The sequence below is a fragment of the Pseudohoeflea suaedae genome, assembly GCF_004354915.1.
Lineage (GTDB): Bacteria > Pseudomonadota > Alphaproteobacteria > Rhizobiales > Rhizobiaceae > Pseudohoeflea > Pseudohoeflea suaedae.
In genome coordinates, this window is sequence record NZ_SMSI01000002.1 from 737,833 (window position 1) to 755,678 (window position 17,846).

Annotated in this window: 14 protein-coding genes; 2 read left to right on the forward strand and 12 right to left on the reverse strand. The window is 63.7% G+C overall.

The genetic code is table 11. The features are described 5' to 3' along the window. From pbpC to E2A64_RS13675, 11 genes are all read right to left on the reverse strand, one after another. Positions 1 to 2,079 carry a penicillin-binding protein 1C gene (pbpC, locus tag E2A64_RS13625; RefSeq protein ID WP_428977483.1) on the reverse strand — a complete coding sequence of 693 codons (2,079 nt, stop codon included), beginning with the start codon at positions 2,077 to 2,079 and terminating at the stop codon, positions 1 to 3. Beyond that, positions 2,076 to 7,529 carry an alpha-2-macroglobulin family protein gene (locus E2A64_RS13630; RefSeq protein ID WP_133285004.1) on the reverse strand — a complete coding sequence of 1,818 codons (5,454 nt, stop codon included), beginning with the start codon at positions 7,527 to 7,529 and terminating at the stop codon, positions 2,076 to 2,078. The genes pbpC and E2A64_RS13630 overlap by 4 nt, the downstream gene beginning before the upstream one ends. A 114-nt stretch (positions 7,530 to 7,643) precedes the next feature. Next, a complete protein-coding gene (locus E2A64_RS13635; protein ID WP_133285005.1) occupies positions 7,644 to 8,777 on the reverse strand; it encodes a c-type cytochrome in 1,134 nt (377 codons plus the stop codon). Next, positions 8,761 to 9,984, reverse strand: a complete 1,224-nt coding sequence (gene soxC / locus E2A64_RS13640) for a sulfite dehydrogenase (RefSeq protein WP_428977489.1) — start codon at positions 9,982 to 9,984, stop codon at positions 8,761 to 8,763. The genes E2A64_RS13635 and soxC overlap by 17 nt, the downstream gene beginning before the upstream one ends. Positions 9,985 to 10,109: 125 nt before the next feature. Then, a complete protein-coding gene (gene soxB, locus E2A64_RS13645) occupies positions 10,110 to 11,798 on the reverse strand; it encodes a thiosulfohydrolase SoxB (RefSeq protein ID WP_133285007.1) in 1,689 nt (562 codons plus the stop codon). A 117-nt stretch (positions 11,799 to 11,915) separates the two neighbouring features. Beyond that, on the reverse strand, positions 11,916 to 12,761 hold the full coding sequence (gene soxA / locus E2A64_RS13650; protein ID WP_206662453.1) for a sulfur oxidation c-type cytochrome SoxA: 846 nt from the start codon (positions 12,759 to 12,761) through the stop codon (positions 11,916 to 11,918). Between the two features lie 53 nt (positions 12,762 to 12,814). Continuing rightward, on the reverse strand, positions 12,815 to 13,138 hold the full coding sequence (soxZ, locus tag E2A64_RS13655; protein ID WP_133285008.1) for a thiosulfate oxidation carrier complex protein SoxZ: 324 nt from the start codon (positions 13,136 to 13,138) through the stop codon (positions 12,815 to 12,817). A 22-nt stretch (positions 13,139 to 13,160) separates the two neighbouring features. Further along, a complete protein-coding gene (gene soxY / locus E2A64_RS13660) occupies positions 13,161 to 13,616 on the reverse strand; it encodes a thiosulfate oxidation carrier protein SoxY (RefSeq protein WP_133285009.1) in 456 nt (151 codons plus the stop codon). A 29-nt stretch (positions 13,617 to 13,645) separates the two neighbouring features. Further along, on the reverse strand, positions 13,646 to 14,107 hold the full coding sequence (gene soxX, locus E2A64_RS13665) for a sulfur oxidation c-type cytochrome SoxX (RefSeq protein ID WP_133285010.1): 462 nt from the start codon (positions 14,105 to 14,107) through the stop codon (positions 13,646 to 13,648). A 132-nt stretch (positions 14,108 to 14,239) separates the two neighbouring features. After that, positions 14,240 to 14,827 carry a SoxW family protein gene (locus tag E2A64_RS13670; RefSeq protein WP_133285011.1) on the reverse strand — a complete coding sequence of 196 codons (588 nt, stop codon included), beginning with the start codon at positions 14,825 to 14,827 and terminating at the stop codon, positions 14,240 to 14,242. Between the two features lie 33 nt (positions 14,828 to 14,860). Continuing rightward, on the reverse strand, positions 14,861 to 15,595 hold the full coding sequence (locus E2A64_RS13675; protein WP_133285012.1) for a cytochrome c biogenesis CcdA family protein: 735 nt from the start codon (positions 15,593 to 15,595) through the stop codon (positions 14,861 to 14,863). Between the two features lie 92 nt (positions 15,596 to 15,687). Here E2A64_RS13675 and E2A64_RS13680 point away from each other — a divergent pair, with 92 nt between their 5' ends. Both E2A64_RS13680 and E2A64_RS13685 read left to right on the forward strand, forming a co-directional pair. After that, entirely contained in the window at positions 15,688 to 16,062 is a 375-nt protein-coding gene (locus tag E2A64_RS13680) for a thioredoxin fold domain-containing protein (protein WP_133285087.1), read from the forward strand. Between the two features lie 103 nt (positions 16,063 to 16,165). Next, entirely contained in the window at positions 16,166 to 16,510 is a 345-nt protein-coding gene (locus tag E2A64_RS13685) for an ArsR/SmtB family transcription factor (protein WP_133285013.1), read from the forward strand. Positions 16,511 to 16,533: 23 nt separating this feature from the next. Here the strand turns inward: E2A64_RS13685 and E2A64_RS13690 are convergent, their stop codons facing one another. Further along, positions 16,534 to 17,460, reverse strand: coding sequence for an MBL fold metallo-hydrolase (locus E2A64_RS13690; RefSeq protein ID WP_133285014.1), 927 nt, complete (start codon positions 17,458 to 17,460; stop codon positions 16,534 to 16,536). Between the last annotated feature and the right edge of the window lie 386 nt (positions 17,461 to 17,846).

The window sequence follows — 17,846 nt, forward strand, 5'->3', positions numbered from 1 at the left end:
TCACTCGATAAACACGCTGACGCTTGCGGCCTGTCCATTGGCATCGATCACCGTCAGGTTCGACGCGCCCGGGCCATCCGGCCTCCATGCGAGGTTCGGGCGCCGGGTGGTCGATTTCAGCGGCACGCCGTTGGCAATCCACCGATAGGGCGGACTGCCGCCCTGGAGCTTGAGGACGAGCGGCTGCCGCCGTCCCTGCCCGGCATCGAGATCCACACGGGCGCCCGCCGGGGGAAAGACGATTTCCGGGCCGGTCGCATGTTCCGCAAAGATGGCCTCTCCACCGAACTTTCTGAGCGCGTGCGGCAGGTCGTTGCGGTTCCTCACCACCAATCCGGATGGCCGTGGCGGCAGACGCGCCGGCGCGAGACCGGCGCGGGCAAAGGCCTCGAACAGAATAGGCGCGGCGGTGCCGATGCCGGAAATGCCGGGGGACGGCGCGGCGTCCGCCCGTCCGACCCAGACGCCGAGGACGTGACGGCCGTCGAAACCCACCGACCAGGCATCGCGATACCCGTAGCTGGTCCCCGTCTTGTAGGCGATTTTCAGCCGCGGCGCGTCGGCCGGTGCCGCGACGCCCGACAGGATGTCGGCGGTCTGCCAGGCGGCGTTTCGGGAGAGTATAGGCGCATCGAGCGGTGCCGGTTCGCCCAGACCGTCGGTCAGCGCCACAGCCTGCCCATCATTCGGAAACGCGGTGTAGAGCTGCACGAGATCGCGCAGACTGATGCCGACACCACCCAGGCCGATGGCCAGCCCCGGGGCGCCACCCTCCGGCATGTCGAGCGCAACGCCACCGCGCTTGAGGCGGCCGATCAGCCTGACGGGCGAGACGGCGTCCAGCAGTCGCACCGCCGGCACGTTGAGCGAGAGCTGCAGCGCCTCGCGAATGCTGACTTCCCCCTGATAGGCCAGATCGAAGTTCCGGGGCCGGTAGCCGGCGAAATTTGCGGGCGCATCGTCGATCAGCGTTGCCGGTTCAACGAGCGCTTCCTCGAATGCGAGACCGTAGATGAAGGGCTTGAGCGTCGAACCGGGCGATCGCCGGGCGATCGTCATGTCGATGGCGCCGAACCTGTCGGAATCGAGAAAGCCTGTCGAGCCGACAGAAGCAAGGATGTGTCCGCTTCGCGCATCGGCCAGCACCATGGCAAGCGACTGTCTGCGCCCGAGCCTATGGCCCTGTTCCGCCGCCAACTGCTCGAGCCGCTGCTGCAGATCCGCATTAAGCGTCAGCGTGACGCTGTCTGCCAGTGGATCGGCATCGAGCGCCCGGTCGGCCAGGTGCGGGGCGAGATCAGGCAGCGCCTTTCGGACGGCGGAGAGCTTGGCGCGCCCTGCCCGCTCCACCTCGAAATCTGGCAGAAGACCAGCCGCGCGCATGCGGCCGAGCACGCGGTCGCGGGCAACATACGCGGTCTCCACATGTCTGTCGGGGCGACGCGTTTCCGGCGATTGCGGCAGCGCCACGAGAAGTGCCGACTGCGAGAGCGTGAGCTTTTTCGGCTCCCGCCCAAACCAGGCGAGACTTGCCGCGCGCACGCCTTCCAGATTGCCGCCATAAGGGGCCAGCGTTAGGTAGAGTTCGAGGATCTCGCGCTTCGAAAGCCGGCGTTCGATCTGTATTGCGCGGGCTGCCTGCCGGAGCTTTGCCGTCAGACTGCGTTCCGCACGTGGCTCGATCAGCCGCGCCACCTGCATGGTGAGGGTGGAGCCGCCCGAAACGATCCGGCCTCCATGGGCGACGAATTGCCAGGCGGCGCGCGCGACGGCAAGCGGATCGATGCCGTGATGTGAATAAAACCGCTTGTCCTCATAGGCGATCAGCATGTCGAGATAGTCGCTGTCGACCTGATCGAGCGTCACCGGCAGCCGCCATCTGCCATCGCGCGCGGCATAGGCGCGAAGCAGCCGTCCGTCGCGGTCGAGAACCTGCCGCGACAGGCCGGCGGTCACGTCCAGCGGTGGCGGATAGGCCTTGTCCGCCCAGAGCGCAGCACCGGTGAGAGCGGCGCAGCCCGCCAGGCCGAGACACGCCCCGGCGAGCCAGCGCGCGCGGCGGGAGGCCGGCATCGTCATGGCACCTCGATGACCCTGAGCACCGATGAGGCGGTCCGGGCGGAGAGTTCAGGCCGGTACATGTCCTCGACGACTGCCGCAGGGTGGGCATAAGTGCCGGGTGTCGTGGCCCGAACCACATAGGCTACGGTGAAACTGCGATCCGATGCGGCTGTCCGGTCGAAGGCAGCCACGAAGCGGTCCTTGCGGAACTCCGAGTGGACGGCACTCGGGCTTCCGAGCCATTCCATGTTCTTCAGGTCGGCGCTGCCCATGATGCGCGGATTGTCGATCACGAAACCGGCAGGCAGAAGGTCGGTGACCACCACCCGCGAAGGCCACTGGTTGGCCTCGCTCATGGTCAGCACCACGACGAAGCGGTCTGTCTGGGCAACCTGGGAAATGGTCGTCGGTTCGCCATCGAGTGTGTAATAGGCGCGATCGATCGTGAACCCGTCGCCGCGCGCCGGCAGCGGCTCGGCGGGGGCTGCAACCGTGGTGACGGCGACGTCCACCGGTTCGTCGCCGCGGTTGACCACCATCACCGGATCGGCAAGCAGGTCATCGCCGCTCAGGCTTTGCTGCCAGGCACCCTGCCTGGCTTCACCGTTGACCTCGATCGCGATTTTGCGATTGGCTTCCTCCAGCGCCCGGGCGGCAAGTACCATCCAGGCGTTTTCCTGAGTGCTGGTGAAGCGCCGTTCATCGAGCCGCGAGCCGATAAAGCCGATCAGTTCGGGCACCAGTTCCGGCGCCGGATCGGATTCCGCGACAAGGGCGAGAATACCGGCGCCATCACGCAGGCTGGAACCGTAATCGGCGCGGCCCTGCAACAGGCCGGCCGTCGCTTGAACCTGCCGAAATGCCGTCCGGAAACTTTCCGCCGCGCGCGGCTGGTCGCCATAAAGCGAGAGCGCCGCGCCGATCTGCGCCTGCGCCATGGGCGTCGGGAAGCTCATGAGCTGGGTGTCGGCATAGTAGCGCAGGTCGCTGACCGAGGCCTTGCGGCTGCGCGCCATGACATAGAGCGCATAGGCAATGCCGGCGCCCTGATCCTGGATGTCTGTCGTATAAGCGAGCTGGTTCTGCAGATTGTCGAGCGCCAGCTGCGTGGCCTCCTCCGGCACCGCAAATCCCTTTTCGCGGGCGCGGGTGATGAAGTCGGTCACATAGGCATCGAGCCAGAGATCGCCGTACCCCGGCCCCCATAGCCCGAAACTGCCCGACGCCGACTGGAATGCAACGAGGCGCACAATCGCGCCCTCGATGCGCTCCCTGATTTCGGCACTGTCGAACCGGTCTGCCATGTCCAGCTCGCTCAGATAGAGAAGCGGGAGCGCACGGCTGGTAGTCTGTTCGGCGCAGCCATAGGGGTAGACGTCGAGCGCCATCAGGAGCGAGGCGACATCGAAATCGGCATTGCGCGTGACCCCGATGCTGACGGACGCGCCTTCCAGCATGCTTCCCTGCAACAATTCCCGGTCCACGCGCAGGCTGCCGCCATTGGCGGAGAGTTCCACCACGGTCTTTGTTGTCAGCGGAAGCCCCGCCAGACGGACCTCGACCGGTTCAACCCGGTCGAGCGACAGTCCGTCCGGACCGGACAGTGCGATCCGGACCGCGTCGGCGCCCGGCGCGAAGCCCTCGAGCGGCAGGGTGATCGCCATACGCGCACCCTCGCCAAGCTCTATCTCGCGGGAGGCGTCCACCGTGACCTTCCCAGAATGGCTGGATGCCGTCAGTTCGTAGGTGCCTGCCGGTCCGTCCGTATTGGCGAGTTCGATGAGCAGACGCGAACTGTCGCCGGGCGCAAGGAACTGCGGCATGGAAGCGGTGATGACGACGGGATCGCGGATGATCACTTCGTCCTCGGCATGGCCGACGGCTTGTTTGCTCCAGGCGACTGCGTTGACCCGCACCGTGCCGTTGAACTGCGGGATGTCGAAACCGACTTCCGCCGTACCGTCGGGCCCGACTGTGACCGGGCCTTCGAAGAAGGCGACGAGCTTCTCGGTCGGCGGCGAGCCTTCGGCGCGCATTTCCATGCCGTCACCGCCAGAACGCAACCGTCCGGCGGCACCTGCGCCGCCATCGATCAGCCGTCCGTAGATGTCGCGGATTTCCAGCCCCAGCGCGCGCTGGCCGAAATACCAGTCTTCCGGATCGGGCGTCTTGTGCCGGGTCAGGTTCAGTATCCCGACATCGACGGCGGAAATGGAGACATAAGCCTCCTCGCCCGGCGTCAGTCCGGCGAGGGTGACCGGAATGGTCAGCGGCTGACGCGGCTTGGTCTGTTCCGGCAGATCCATGGAAACATCGATGCGATGATCCCCCGGATCGACGGACACCCACTTCACCCCGATCGCACGCATCGGCATGCGGCTGCCGGCATCGTCGGCCGGGCGGTAGAGCGTGGCCGTCACATAGGTGCCCGCCCCCCAGTCTTGCGTCACCGGCAGGTCGATCGTCGCACCATCGGCCGGAACGGTTTCGGTCATCGAGGTTATCAGGCGATCGGACCCGACGGTCACCAGAAGTTCGCCCGCAAAGCGCGAGGCCACATGGAGTTTCGCGGTATCGCCGGGCGCATAGGTATCGCGATCGAGCGCGATTTCCAGCCCGTCCGGTGTTTCGGTGGATTTCGCTTCCACATACCAGCCGGCATCGAAGACATAGGAACTCTCCTCGCCGCCGGGACCGGTCACATCGAGGCGATAGCGCCCCCAACCGACGGGCACCTCGACGCGCGCCGGGTCGTCGGCGGCGATATCAATCGTGCCGTCGGCGATTTCGGTCGAATAGTCGACGGCCTCGTAGTTCCAGGAACTGCCGGTGCGGTACCACTGATAATTCCGCTCGACCTTGACCAGCGACCATTCCGCGCCGGGCATGGCGATGCGGCGACCATCCGGATCCACCGCGATCATGCCGAAGGCGGCCGTCGTGTTCTCGCCCGTCCGGTCACCTTCGAAGCCCGGCCTGATGCCGATCTTGGCTTCGTCGGCGGTCACCGGCAGCGTGAGTTCGCGCTCCACGGCGCGACCGCCGGATTCGCGCAATTCGACAGTCAGTTTCGCCGTGAGAAAACGACTGGTCGACGGCAAATCGGACACCGCCAGATCGATCTCGCCCTTGCCCTCCGCGTCGAGCGGCCCGTTGGCGGCGACGTCGAGGCGGCGCGCCTCGGTCTCCTCATCGTCCAGGCCGAAGACATAGCCCGGCCATGCCGCGAGTTCCCGCGTGGTGGAAACCGTGACGGTCCCCGATGCCTCCAGTCCCGCTGCCGGCGCGCCGTAGAGATAGCGGCCGTCTATATCGACGGTGACAGGACGCGTCGCGCTCAGCTGCGTATCCGGAGCCGTCAGGTCGAACTCGATCCGGTCCGGCTGGAAATCCTCGACGAGGAAGGTCTTTTCAGCAAGCGCCGGACGGTCGGGATCGGAGACGATGCGCGCTGTCCAGGTGCCGGTCATGGCATTGAGCGGCAGCGCAAAATGCAATGCGTGGCCGCCAAGCGCCTCGCCGCCGGAAATCGCACGGCGGTCCTCCTTGCCGTCGGGACGCTGCAGGATGACCGTCAAGGGCAGATCGTCGAGCGCATTGGCCTGGTCGTCTCGGGCCAGCGCCGAGAGGTGCACCGTCTCGCCGGGACGATAGATCCCCCGCTCGGTCCAGGCCATGACGTCGATCCCGCCCGGTGCGGTGCGACCCGCCACACCGCGGTCCGAGAGATCGAAACCGCCACGTGTCAGATCGAGAAAGACGAAATCGCCTTCGCCCTGGCGGGCCAGCAGGGCGGCAGGTGCCAGCCCGGCCGCACCGCGCATGAGACCGGCTGCGAAATCGGCCCGGCCGTCGGCGTCGGTACTTGCGGTTCCCAGGACCTCGTTGTTGCGCGCCAGCAATGTGAGGGACACATCATCGAGCGGCTCGGCGGTCTCGAGCGACCGGAGAAATACGGAAAGTCCGTCGGCGCCGGAGAAGGTGGACAGGCCGATGTCGGAGATGACGAACCATTGGGTCGCCTTGGCCTCCCAGTTCTCGCTCTTGTCTCCGTCGGGTGTGGCAGTCAGCACATAGACGCCGGGCTCGCGCGCGGGCAGCATCTCGTCGACCGGAACGGACGTCGTGACCTCGCGGTTCTGTTCGCTTGCAACCTCGATCGTTCCTTCCCAGACCGGTGCGCCGATCTGGTCGCGAATGGTCTCCCGACTGTAGGCGTCGAGCTGTGACAGGAAATCGGAACGTTCGAGCACCTGGGTCAGCGCACGTTCGCCCACGCGGAACAGCGAGAGCCTGGCGCTCGGCGCATTGATTGTGACGAGGGGAATGCCATGCCGTCCCTGAGAAGGCAGGACGAAGGCATTGCCGTTGAAGCGGGCGGCAGGCTGCCGGTCGCGCACATAGATGTCGAGGGTGACCGGCGTTTCGAGCTGCTCATCGACTGCCGATGGCAGTCCTTCGCGCAGCGTGACCTGATAGCGCTTACCGTGCTCGAGGCCATCGACGCAGATCTGCTTCTGCTCCGTTTCGACTGCCGGATTGCTCAGACCGCCGACGGAGACGTAGTCGGCATAGTCCGTGCCGCGCACGAGATTTTCGGAAAACTGGACGCAGACGCGCGGCGTGGCACTGTCGGCGTCCACGGTATTGTCGAGAACACGAAAGCCCTTGCGGGCGCGGAGATCCTCATAGGTGGCGCGCAGCGGAGCGTTATCGTTCAATTCCAGGCTGGCCCGGTAAGCCGACAATGCCGGACGGAAGGCTTCGACGTTTACGAATGCGCCGCCGAGCGTGGCCAGAGCGTCGGCCCTTGCGGCCGTGCCGCGCGAGGTGTCATAGGCGGAAAGTGCGGCGGAAATCGCAAGCGACCGCAGGGCGTTTGCCAGTGTCTGGTCGCCCGTCTGGTAATCGATGGCCGTTCTGGCGAGGGCAAGCCATGTCGAGGACCTCTCGCCGTCCGCAGCCGCAGCGGCCGCATAGGATTTCAGTGCCATATCGAGATCGCCCTCGCCGGCCGCCTTGCGAGCGCGCGACAGGAGCATTTCAGCCCCTTGAGCCCGGGCGTCCGGGTTTCGTGCGGCGTTTTTCTCCCGATAGCTGCGCTGGGCATCGAGGTAGGACGCAGGGACGAAGTCGAGGCTCGGCGGTGCACCGATATCGGGTTCGCCGGCCTGGGCGGTGACGACCCTGCCGGCAATCGCGCCGGCGAAATCGTTGATGATGTTGTAATCGGACTTCAGAAAGCACCAGCGCGCCTTCACATTATAGGTGAAGGCCTTGCAGCGATTGTCGCCGATGCAGATCGCCTTGCAGTCTTCCAGACCGATATTCTGGACGGTCCGGAGATCGAAGCCGAAATAATCGGCATTTTCCGTGGTCTCGATCCGCCGCTGGCTCTCCTGGGCGCTGGCGAGGCCCGAAGAGATGACGAGACACAATGATGCGATAACGGCTGCGAACGCGCGCATGGCGACCTCCCAAAACGGGCCTCCCCGCCATGAGGAAGCCTCAAGGAGAAGAGCCCCGGTCTCCTACCGGGGTCACGATAGCGCGCTTCCGCGCAAAAGGAAATCAGCCCCGTCTCAGTCAACCGAACCCGAACCGACCTCTTCTCCATTATCGGCATCGGGAGTGACGTCGAGCACCGCCGCACGCATGTCGACCTTCACGGGGCCGCGTTTGCATTCGCTCATGCAGGGTTCCGCCTTCCCTGCATATTCCGGCTCTTCAAGGCGGTCATCGGGCTTGAAACCGTCCTCATTCGGCAGATGGATGTCGCCAAAATTCTCGTTGGACAGCGTGAAATCGTCCTCTGTCACCACGTCGTTGAGATACAGGAGATAGGCGGTGATCGCGTAGACGTCGTCGTTGTTCAGGGCCCGGGCATTGCCGAAGGGCATGGCGCGCCGGACATAGTCGTAGACGGTCGACAGATAAGGCCAGTAGGATCCGATCGTCTTGACCGGCCGATCGTTTGTCAGCGTTCCCTGCCCTCCGGCAAGCACCGGCCAACGACCCGTCCCCTCACCGAAATCGCCGTGGCAGGCGGCACAGTGCTCGGTGAACAGCGCCTCCCCATCGATCGCGTTGCCCTGACCGACGGGAAGACCGGTTCCGTCCGGTCGCACATCGATATCCCAGGCCGCGACTTCGGCATCCGTGGCACGGCGGCCCAGATTGTAGGTGCCGTGCGGCGGCTCGCTGCTCGCCTCGGCCATATCGGATCCGGCGTGCGGTGCGGCGTTTCCGGGGACAGGCTCCTTGCTCCCCTGCCCGGTCGTCTTAGACAGACCGGCCATCTCCTCTTCGGCGGCCGGCGCGCCACCCGAAGCCGTCTTCAGCCAGTCGAGCAGATCCGCCACATCGGCGGGCTTCTTCAGGCCCCCAAAGGCCATCTTGTTGCCCTTGATGAAATTCTTCGGCGCTGCGAGATAGGCCGCAAGCGTATCGTCGTTCCAAACAAGGCCCTGCGCGCCGGCGTCCTTCATCGCGTCGGAATAGCGGTAGTCCTCCGCGCTTCCGGCGGCTCTGCCGAAGATGCCGTTCAACTGCGGCCCGGCGCGGTTCTTCGCGCCCTCGCCCACCGCATGGCATGCCTTGCAGCGCGCAAAGATCTTCTCTCCATGCGCGGCGTCGGCGGCCGAGGCCCATTGCGGCAGGAGAACCAGGCCGGCGGCGAAGGCCAAGCCGAATGCGACTTTACGAGACTTCGACATTTTCGACCTCTCCGTCCTGCCGGACCTGCCACGTCTGGATACTGTTGTTGTGATAGATCGAATTGACGCCGCGGGCGGCACGCAACTCGTCCTTGGTCGGCTGGATGTAGCCCTTCTCGTCCATCGCGCGGGACTGGAGCAGAAGTTCCGAACCGTCCCATTCGATGTCGAGATAGAAGCGGTGCAGCGCCTTGGGCAGCGACGGACCGTCGAGGCGCGCGGTCTTCCAGTTGCGCCCGCCGTCGATCGAGACATCGACGCGGCTGATCGTTCCGCTGCCGGACCACGCCAGCCCGGTGATGACGAGCGGGCCCTTGCCGTGGGTCACCGGCGCCTGAGGGCTCGGACTGGTGATCACCGATTTCACGTCCATGAGGAAGGTGTGCCGCCGCGCGATCCCGTTTTCCAGGAGGTCGGTGTATTTCGAGGTTTCCTCGCGCTGGGCCCACGGCTTGTCGCCGACTTCCAGGCGGCGCAGCCACTTGACCCACATATTGCCTTCCCAGCCGGGCACGCAGAGCCGTACCGGATAACCCTGCTCGGGACGCAGGGCCTCGCCGTTCATCGCAAAGGCGACGAGGCAGTCGTCGAGAGCTTTTTCCAGCGGGATCGAGCGCGTCATGGCCGAGGCGTCGGCACCTTCGGCCAGAAGCCACTTGCCCGACGTCCTGACGCCCGCCTCCTGCAGCAGCGTCCTGAGCGGCACGCCGGTATACATCACGCAATGGACCATGCCGTGGGTGAACTGGCAGCCATTGAGCTGGGAACCACGCCATTCCATCCCGGAATTGGCCGCGCATTCGAGAAAATAGACCCGGTTCTCGCGCGGAAAGCGTTTCAGGTCGGACATGGTGAAGACCAGCGGCGTATCCACCAGACCGTTGATCATCAGCCGATAGTCCGCCGGATCGATGAGCGCGGTGCCGGCATGATGGCGTTCGAAACACAGGCCGTTCGGCGTGATGATCCCGTCGAGCGCATGAAGCGGGGTGAAATTCACCGAAGACACCGGATCGGCTGTCAGCCACGGCACGTCGCGGCGAATGACGTCGGCCTCGAATGCCGACGGCATGCCGTAAGGCGCGGCATCCACTCCATCGCCGAGATAACGGTTCCAGTCCTGGATCTCGGTGATCAGCGGGTCACCTTCTGCCCAGCTCCGTCCCGTAGCCGCGAGGGCTGCTCCGCCTGCCAATGCCGAAGTCATGAAGGCGCGCCGCGTGGCCCCGCCCGGCCTCCTGTCGTCCGTCTTTCCCATCACGCTCCTCCGTTCCCGCCTCCTCGCGGGGGTCCGGGATCAGGGAGCGATCACGGACCGAACATGTCCGTGTCTCAGGTCTTGACCTTGACCGATCGGTTCTCCTCGATGGTCACGACCGGGTTCCCGGCCAGATAATCCTCGACAACGCTCCAGATAGGCGGGCCTTCGGTATCCTCGTTGACCGATGCCCAGCCGGCGACGACATACTCCTTCTCGGGATCGATCGCCTCGCCGCCGTCAAGAAGCGTCATGTCGGAAATACGCTCGCCGATCGGCTTGTTGATATCGATCGTGTAGCCCATGCCGCCGACACGCACCATGTCGCCGCCCTGCTGGTAATAGGGATCGACATTGAAGAGGTTGTCCGCGACATCTTCCAGAATGTCCTTGATCAGGCCGCCGCTCATCGACGACCGGTAGGCCGCCGGATAGGTCATGGCGCAGGCATTGTGCAGATCCTCGACGGTGATCGCTTGTCCCGGAAGAAGGCTCGTGCCCCAGCGGAAACCCGGCGACAGCGAAATCTGCGCGTCGCGTTCCGCAATAAGCGCCTGACAGAAGAGATCGTCATAGGTGCCGTTGAAATTGCCGCGGCGATAGAGCAGCGAATCCGTGGTGCCGAGTTCCCGCGCCAGTTCCGCCGAGAACGGTTCGCGCACCTTGTCGATCAGCGCCGCCATCTCCGCGTCCGGCGTGATGATGTCCGAGAAGACCGGGATCAGCCGATGGGCATAGGCCGTCACCTTGCCATCGGCGACATCGAGATCGATGCGGGAGACGAACTTGCCGTTCGAACCCGATGCGATCAGCAGCGTATCATTGACGATCACCGGCTCCGGAATGGCGTCATGGGTGTGGCCCGTCAGGATGATGTCGATGCCATCGACGCGGCTTGCGAGCTTGCGGTCGACGTCGAAACCGTTGTGCGACAGCAGGACCACCACATCGGCGCCGGCCTCCCGCGCTTCCTCCACATGGGCGGCAATATCCTCCTCGCGGATGCCGAAGGACCATTCGGGGAACATCCAGCGCGGATTGGCGATCGGCGTGTAGGGAAAGGCCTGGCCGATGACGGCGACGTTGACGCCGCCGCGCTCGAACATCTTCCAGGCGTCGAAGGCCGGTTCGTCCCACTCGGAATCATAGATGTTGCTGCCGAGAAAGGCGAAGGGCAGCGTCTCGATGAGTTCCTGTACGCGTTCGGTGCCATAGGTGAACTCCCAGTGACCGGTCATCGCGTCGGGCTTGAGCGCGTTCATCACCTCGACCATGTCGCCGCCGAGCGTCTGCTGCGCGGTATAGGACCCCTGCCAGGTGTCGCCGCCATCGAGCAGCAGCACATTGTCGTCACCCCGCTCGGCGCGCACATGCTTGACGATGGTGGCCACGCGGTCGAGACCGCCCATGCGGCCATAGGTTTTCGCAAGGGCCGCGAAATCCGGAGAGGTCATAGCATAGGCGCGCGGCGAACCGGGTTCGATGTCGTACAGACCGAGAAAGTCGGCGCCGGTGACATGCGGCGGCAGGCCGGCGACCGGACCGACGCCGAGATTGACCGAAGGCTCGCGAAAATAGACCGGCCTGAGCTGGGCGTGAATGTCGGTGATGTGGAGGATCGAGAGCTTGCCGGTGGGCGCCATGTCGAGAAGGTCGGCCTCGGTGAGCGTCTGCTGGGCCGCGGCGCGCGTCCAGGTTCCCGCTCCCCCGGCAATCGCGGTCAGCGCCACGCCCGCCATCAGAAATTCGCGCCGATTGATCATGCTCGCCTCCGGGCACTAATCCGCCCTCGCGGATCCTGCGACCCGGTGGGTGGTCCTCTCTCAGGTTTCGGGTACCGGGCGGACCGTGCCGCCCGGCAACTAGCGGCTAGCGGCCGGTTACTGGCGAACCGACGGGGTTTCCACCGAAAGACCGGTGCCGCGCCAGGTGACATAGGTTTCCAGCGCCATGAGGTCGTCCGAAAAGGCCTTCGGGATTTCAGCACGGGTGTCGCGCACACAACCACGGAAACGGTTGTGCAGCGAGGTCAATCCGGTCTTCAGACGATAGGTCGGAAATCCGTTGACCTGGCCCTGGCTCAAATGGTCGGCGCGAATGTAGTTGCCGTTGTTCTGTTCGTGGCAGGACGCGCAGGACAAGTTCAACTGGCCGGTGCGGGTGTAATAGACGTCCTTGCCCCTCTCCCACCATTGCTGCATCTCGCCCTGGCTGAGATCGACCGATACCGGATCGCCCAGAGACTGGTGCTTGATGTAGGCGGTGAGTTCCTTCTGGCCGCTCTTGTCGAAGGCGTAGGGTTCGGCGCCCATGTTCTCTTCGCGGCACTTGTTGATCTGCAGCTCGATATTGATCGGCCGCTTGGCGTCCGGGTCCCATTTCGGATAGTTGGCCGCAATGCCCGCCATCGTATCGGCGGCATCGTCGTGACAGGACGCACAGGATTTTCCGGCGGTGCCTTCGACCGTGTTCCAGATTTCCTCGCCTTCCTCGACCGACAGCATGCCCGGGTTGTCGAAGCTGTCTTCCTCGAGCTTGCGGGTTTCTGCCTCGCGGTAGAGCCAGCCGGACAAAACCTCGTCGAAGGGATGACCTTCCGGGGCCTTGGCGCGGGTGATCATCTCCTGTCCGTCGATAACCAGTTGCTCATCGACCGGATCCGCCGACACACCGGCCGTGAGAGCCAGCACGGCTGCGGCGGCGAGAAGCCCGGATTTCATCATCATGCTCTTCACGGCGGTTCCTCCTCCGGAGCTTTCTGCCCCTGTCATTCCGGTTCTCACGCGACTTCGATCGCCTGTTCGGCCTCGTAGACCGATCCGTCGTCGTCGACCCAGGTGAACTTGAACGTACCGCTCTCGTTGACCTTCGCGGTGAATTCGAAGAACGGATTGGCCGAGATCGCCGGATCCAGATCACATTCGAACACCGTCGCGCCCTCAAAGGCGCAGGTGAACTTGTTGATGATCTGGCGCGGGATGGCGTTGCCGTCCTTGTCCTTGCGCTGGCCGGATTCCATCTCGTGGCTGATCAGCGTCTTGATGGTGATCACTTCGCCGGCCGAGGCCTTCTTGGGAAGCTTGATGCGCGGTTTGCTTGCCATTGTCTCTGTCCTGTCCTTTCGCTCAGCCGCCGCAGCCGCCGATGGTCACCTTGACCTCTTTCCTGTCCATGTACACCGTGCCGTCCTTCATCCGGGCGAGCGCGATGACGTTCTGGGTCTTGGCGAGGCGCATGCGCGTGGTGGCCGTCGCGGCACCGCTGAGTTCGGAGAAACGGAAGGTGCAGACGTCCGGGTTCGGGTTGCCGTCGGCGAGGATCATGACGGATTCGCAGAGATCGTCGCCCGACATGGCGCTTTCGACTTCGACGGAAATCGGAACGGTATTGCCGTTCTCCGCGATTTCGGGTGCGGTCAGGGAGATCCTTCCTTCGGCCGGCGTCGCCCCGGCGGCAAATTCGTCGATCGCCTTCTGTGTGGCGTCGGCATCCGCCAGTGCGGGCAAGGCCGAAAAACCGAAGGCGGCCATACCCGCCGCACCTGCGGTGAATGCGAGCATTTGTCGTCTGGTGTGGTTCATGGGTTCAGTCTCCGTTGCCGGTCGCCCGGCTATTCCTTCAGTGTTTCGAGATAGGCCACGACATCTTCCACGTCCTGCGCGGACAGGATGGTCTTGCCCTGGAACTCTTCGGCGACGTCTGCGCCGAGATCGAGCGAGTAGAAACCGGGCATGACGGTTTCCTCTGTGAATATTGCCTTGGCGTTGACGACGATCGCGCGCAGATAGCCCTCATCATACCGGTCGGCTACGCCGTCCAGGGCCGGTCCGACCGTTCCGTGGAACAATTCGCCCGACATCTCCTCGTTGGCGTGGCATGCCAGGCAATTGCCGAGCTTGCGGCTCTTGAAGACTTCGGCGCCGTGCTTGGGGTCGCCGGGCGTGCCCGTGAGCGACGCCGTCACGCCGTCGTCGCCGAAAGCGACTTCCTTGGGGGGTACGTCTGCTGCGAATGCGCTTGTCGCAAGCATCGACACGGATGCAGCGACAGCCAGTGTTGTCCACCGTCTCATAGAGGGTGTTCCTCCTCGTTCGTTCTCCGCGAGCGGTTGTACCACTCGTCTCTCCCGGGTTGTAGCTTAGACCCGGACGGGCATGCAATCAATGCAATTTCTTGAATGTTTCGTCTTTTAGCCCAAATGCCGTCACTCGACATCGAGCCGGCCCTGCTCGCGCAGCTCGTTGATGATGCGCGCGTGGTACTTCTGGAAATGTTCCTCGCCTTCATATCCCTTCTCATGAACCCAGCGGAACATGTTGAGAAAAGTCCATTTTCCGAAAGCGCCGGGCATGGTGGCGACGGCAGCTTCCGACACCGTCATGTCCTCGGGCGCCTCTTCGGGCAAAAACACGATCGTCGGCGTGAAGACATAGCCCCATTTGCGCGCGGCGGTCTTCTCGGTGAGCGTGCCGCCATCAAGATCGGTGACTTCCTCGTCGCCGAACATGTTGTACTGAACCACCATGAAGTTCGCCTTGATGTAGTCGGCGACCTCCGGATCCGAAAGCAGTTTCTCGTGCATGGCGGTGCAATAGATGCATCCGCGCTGCTCGAAGATCATCACGAGCCGCTTGCCCTGTTCTCTGGCCGTCTCGATATCCTCCGCCACGTCGCGGAAGGTTATCGCGAACCAGTCTTCCTTGTGCAGCCCGTCGTCGCCAATGGTTGTTGCGGCCGACGGCGCGAGGGTCGAGAGCAAGAGCGAGGCTCCCAACAGCAATGTCCTAATCATGACGTTCTCCCTTTCAGAGGCGTCAGCCGGTAATCATCCAATGGTCGCAAAGGCCGGAAAGGTGTCGATGAGCCACTGGGCTATCCGGGACATCTGTCCGGTCATGAAGAGCAGGCCTGTGACGACCAACATAACACCGACTGCGATCTCGATCTTGCGCATGTGTTTTCTAAAGCGGCCTGCAAAACGGATAAATCGACTTGCAAACAGGCCTGCCAGAAGAAACGGAATCCCGATACCGGCAGCGTAGACGGCCAGAAGCAGCGCGCCCTCGCTCGCGGATTCGCGTCCGGCGGCGACGAAGAGAATGGCCGCGAGGACCGGACCAACGCATGGTGTCCAGCCGAATGCGAAGGCGAGCCCCATGAGATAGGCTCCGATCGCGCCGGCCGGCTTCCTCTCGACGTTGACGCGCGCCTCGCGGTAAAGCAGCGCGATCCGGAACACGCCGAGAAAGTGCAATCCCATGACGAGGATCAGCGCGCCGGCGATGATCGCAAGAATGTCAAAATACTGCGCGAGGGTCTTTCCGACCACACTGGCGGTCGCGCCCAGCATGACGAACACCGTGGCGAAGCCCAGGACGAAGAACAGCGCGGAAAGGAAAATCCGCCGCTGCGCGCTGGGATCGATGTCATCATCATTGACCTCGGCGAAGCTCAAGCCGGCGAGCCAGGCGAGATAAGGCGGCACGATGGGCAGCACGCAAGGCGAGAAGAAGCTCAACAGGCCCGCAGCGAACGCGGCGCCCACACTGATATCAAACACTGGCTCCTCCGGTGGCCGCCTTTTGCACGAGCGGCCCTTTAAAATATGCAGGACAAACTATACATTGCAAAGCCATTCTGGACCCGACGATGATGAAACTTCTCTCAACGGTGCTCTTCGCAGGGGCGTTGCTGCCTGCAGTCTCCCTGACCTTCGGCGCGCAGGCCGCCGAACTCGTGATGTTCGAGCAGGAGGGCTGCGTCTGGTGCGCGAAATTCAACCAGGAGATAGCGCCCGGATACGCGAAAAGCGAGGAAGGAACGGTCGCGCCACTGCGCCGCGTGGATATTCATGCTCCGATTCCGGCGGATCTCGAGAACATTGTCGTCGAACGGTTCACACCAACCTTCGTGCTCGTCGACAAGGGCGAGGAAATCGGACGCATTCGAGGCTATCCCGGCAGCGAGTTCTTCTGGTTTCTGGTCGACGAACTCCTCGCAAAACTTCCAGAACCGGCAAAGGGTTGAGAACGCGACTCCCGCCATGCGGGAAATAAACTTCTTTTCTCGTTAACAACCCTGCCCTATACTCTAACGCTAATATTAGCGGCATCCATGGATCGGGCAGATCATGAACATTCATCAGGCGACACAGGAGAGCGGCGGCAAGGACCTCGATGTTCTTCTCGAGCAGGCCAAGAAGGCAAGCGATCTCCTCAAGGCGCTCAGCCACGAAACGAGACTGGTCATCCTCTGCATCCTGTCGGAAAGCGAAAAATCCGTTTCCGAGCTTGAGGAGATCCTCTCCATGCCGCAGGCCGCGGTATCGCAGCAGCTTGCGCGACTTCGCATGGATGGTCTGGTCGAAACCCGACGCGACGGCCGCATGGTGTACTATTCCATCGCCAATGATGATGTGGTGGCGATCGTCAACACGCTCTACGACCTCTTCTGCGCGCCCGTCCGCATGGACTGACCGCCCGCAACAACCGCTCCGGCCTAGTCCGCGACAAACCGATAGGCGCCGCCTCCGGTCTCGACCCTGCCCTCTCCGGGCTTCGGTAGGTGGAAGCCGATGATCCTCATGTCATCGGCTGCCAGCCGGTCCAGCAGCATCTTCCGCGTCTCGATCGCCGTGTCGGGATCCTGATCCGCACCGCTGATCCATTCGGGATGGCGGAACGAGATTTCGGCATGGGTGACGGCATCGCCGGTCACCATGGTCGCATCCGATCCCTGGTGAATGACAAAGCTCGTGTGACCCGGCGTGTGGCCATGGGTCGGGACGGCCTCGATCCCGGCAACGACTTCGCCTGCGCCCTCGAAGAGCTTGACCTTCTCTTCAATCCGGCCGAGCCGTGACGCGGCCCCGACGGCGAACGTCTTGCGCTCCTCACCGATCGAATCGACCGTATCGGGATCGGTCCAGTAGTCCCATTCGACCCGGTTCATGTGGTAGGAGGCTTCGGTGAAGACTTCCTCGTCGAAATCGTCGATCAGTCCCCAGAGATGGTCGGGATGGCCGTGGGTGAAAACGACATCGGTGATGTCCGCAGGCTCGATCCCGGCGGCATCGAGCGATTCGAGCAGCTTGCCGGCGGTCGGCATGAAATGGGCGCCCGATCCGACGTCGAACAGAACCAGGCGGTCGCCGCTGCGATAGAGCGTGACATTGCAGGCCGGCTCGAACTGGGTCGGCATGCGCCCGCCCTCGCCGACAAGCGGCGCGAGTTCCTCCGCCGTGTTCATCGGAAAGGAATAGCTGAACGGCAAAACCAGATTGCCGTCGCTGACGACGACGATTTCGGAATCCGCCACAGCGAAGACCCGGCGGGTGAGAAGCGGAGCGGGAAGCACCGCCAGAAGCCCGCCACAGACACCCGATTTGAGCAGGGTCCGGCGGTCAAGGATCGACCGGTCGTTCATGCCTCTCTCCCATATTGCAATTCGTGCATATTATTGCGCCGCGGTGGATCGCGGTCAATGCCGCCGACCTCTCCGCGCGCGACGGCACATTCGAAGCGGACCATCCCCGGCGCTACCGATATCGTCAACGCCCCTCGCCGAAATGCCATCATCGCCACCCGCAGTATTACTGCCGGAAAACTCGGCAAGGTGGCGCAGGCCGCCCGGCGCGGGATTCTTTCTTCGGATGACGGACATGCCAACAAAAAACCCGGCCGTCCGGCCGGGTCCCTGCGACAACCGCTCTGTCAGCGGTCGCTTACGCTACCTGGCGGGCCAGTGCGCACTGGCTCCACAGGTCGTTGAGCGCCTGGGTGAGCCTGGCGATGTCGCCGTCGCTGTGAAGC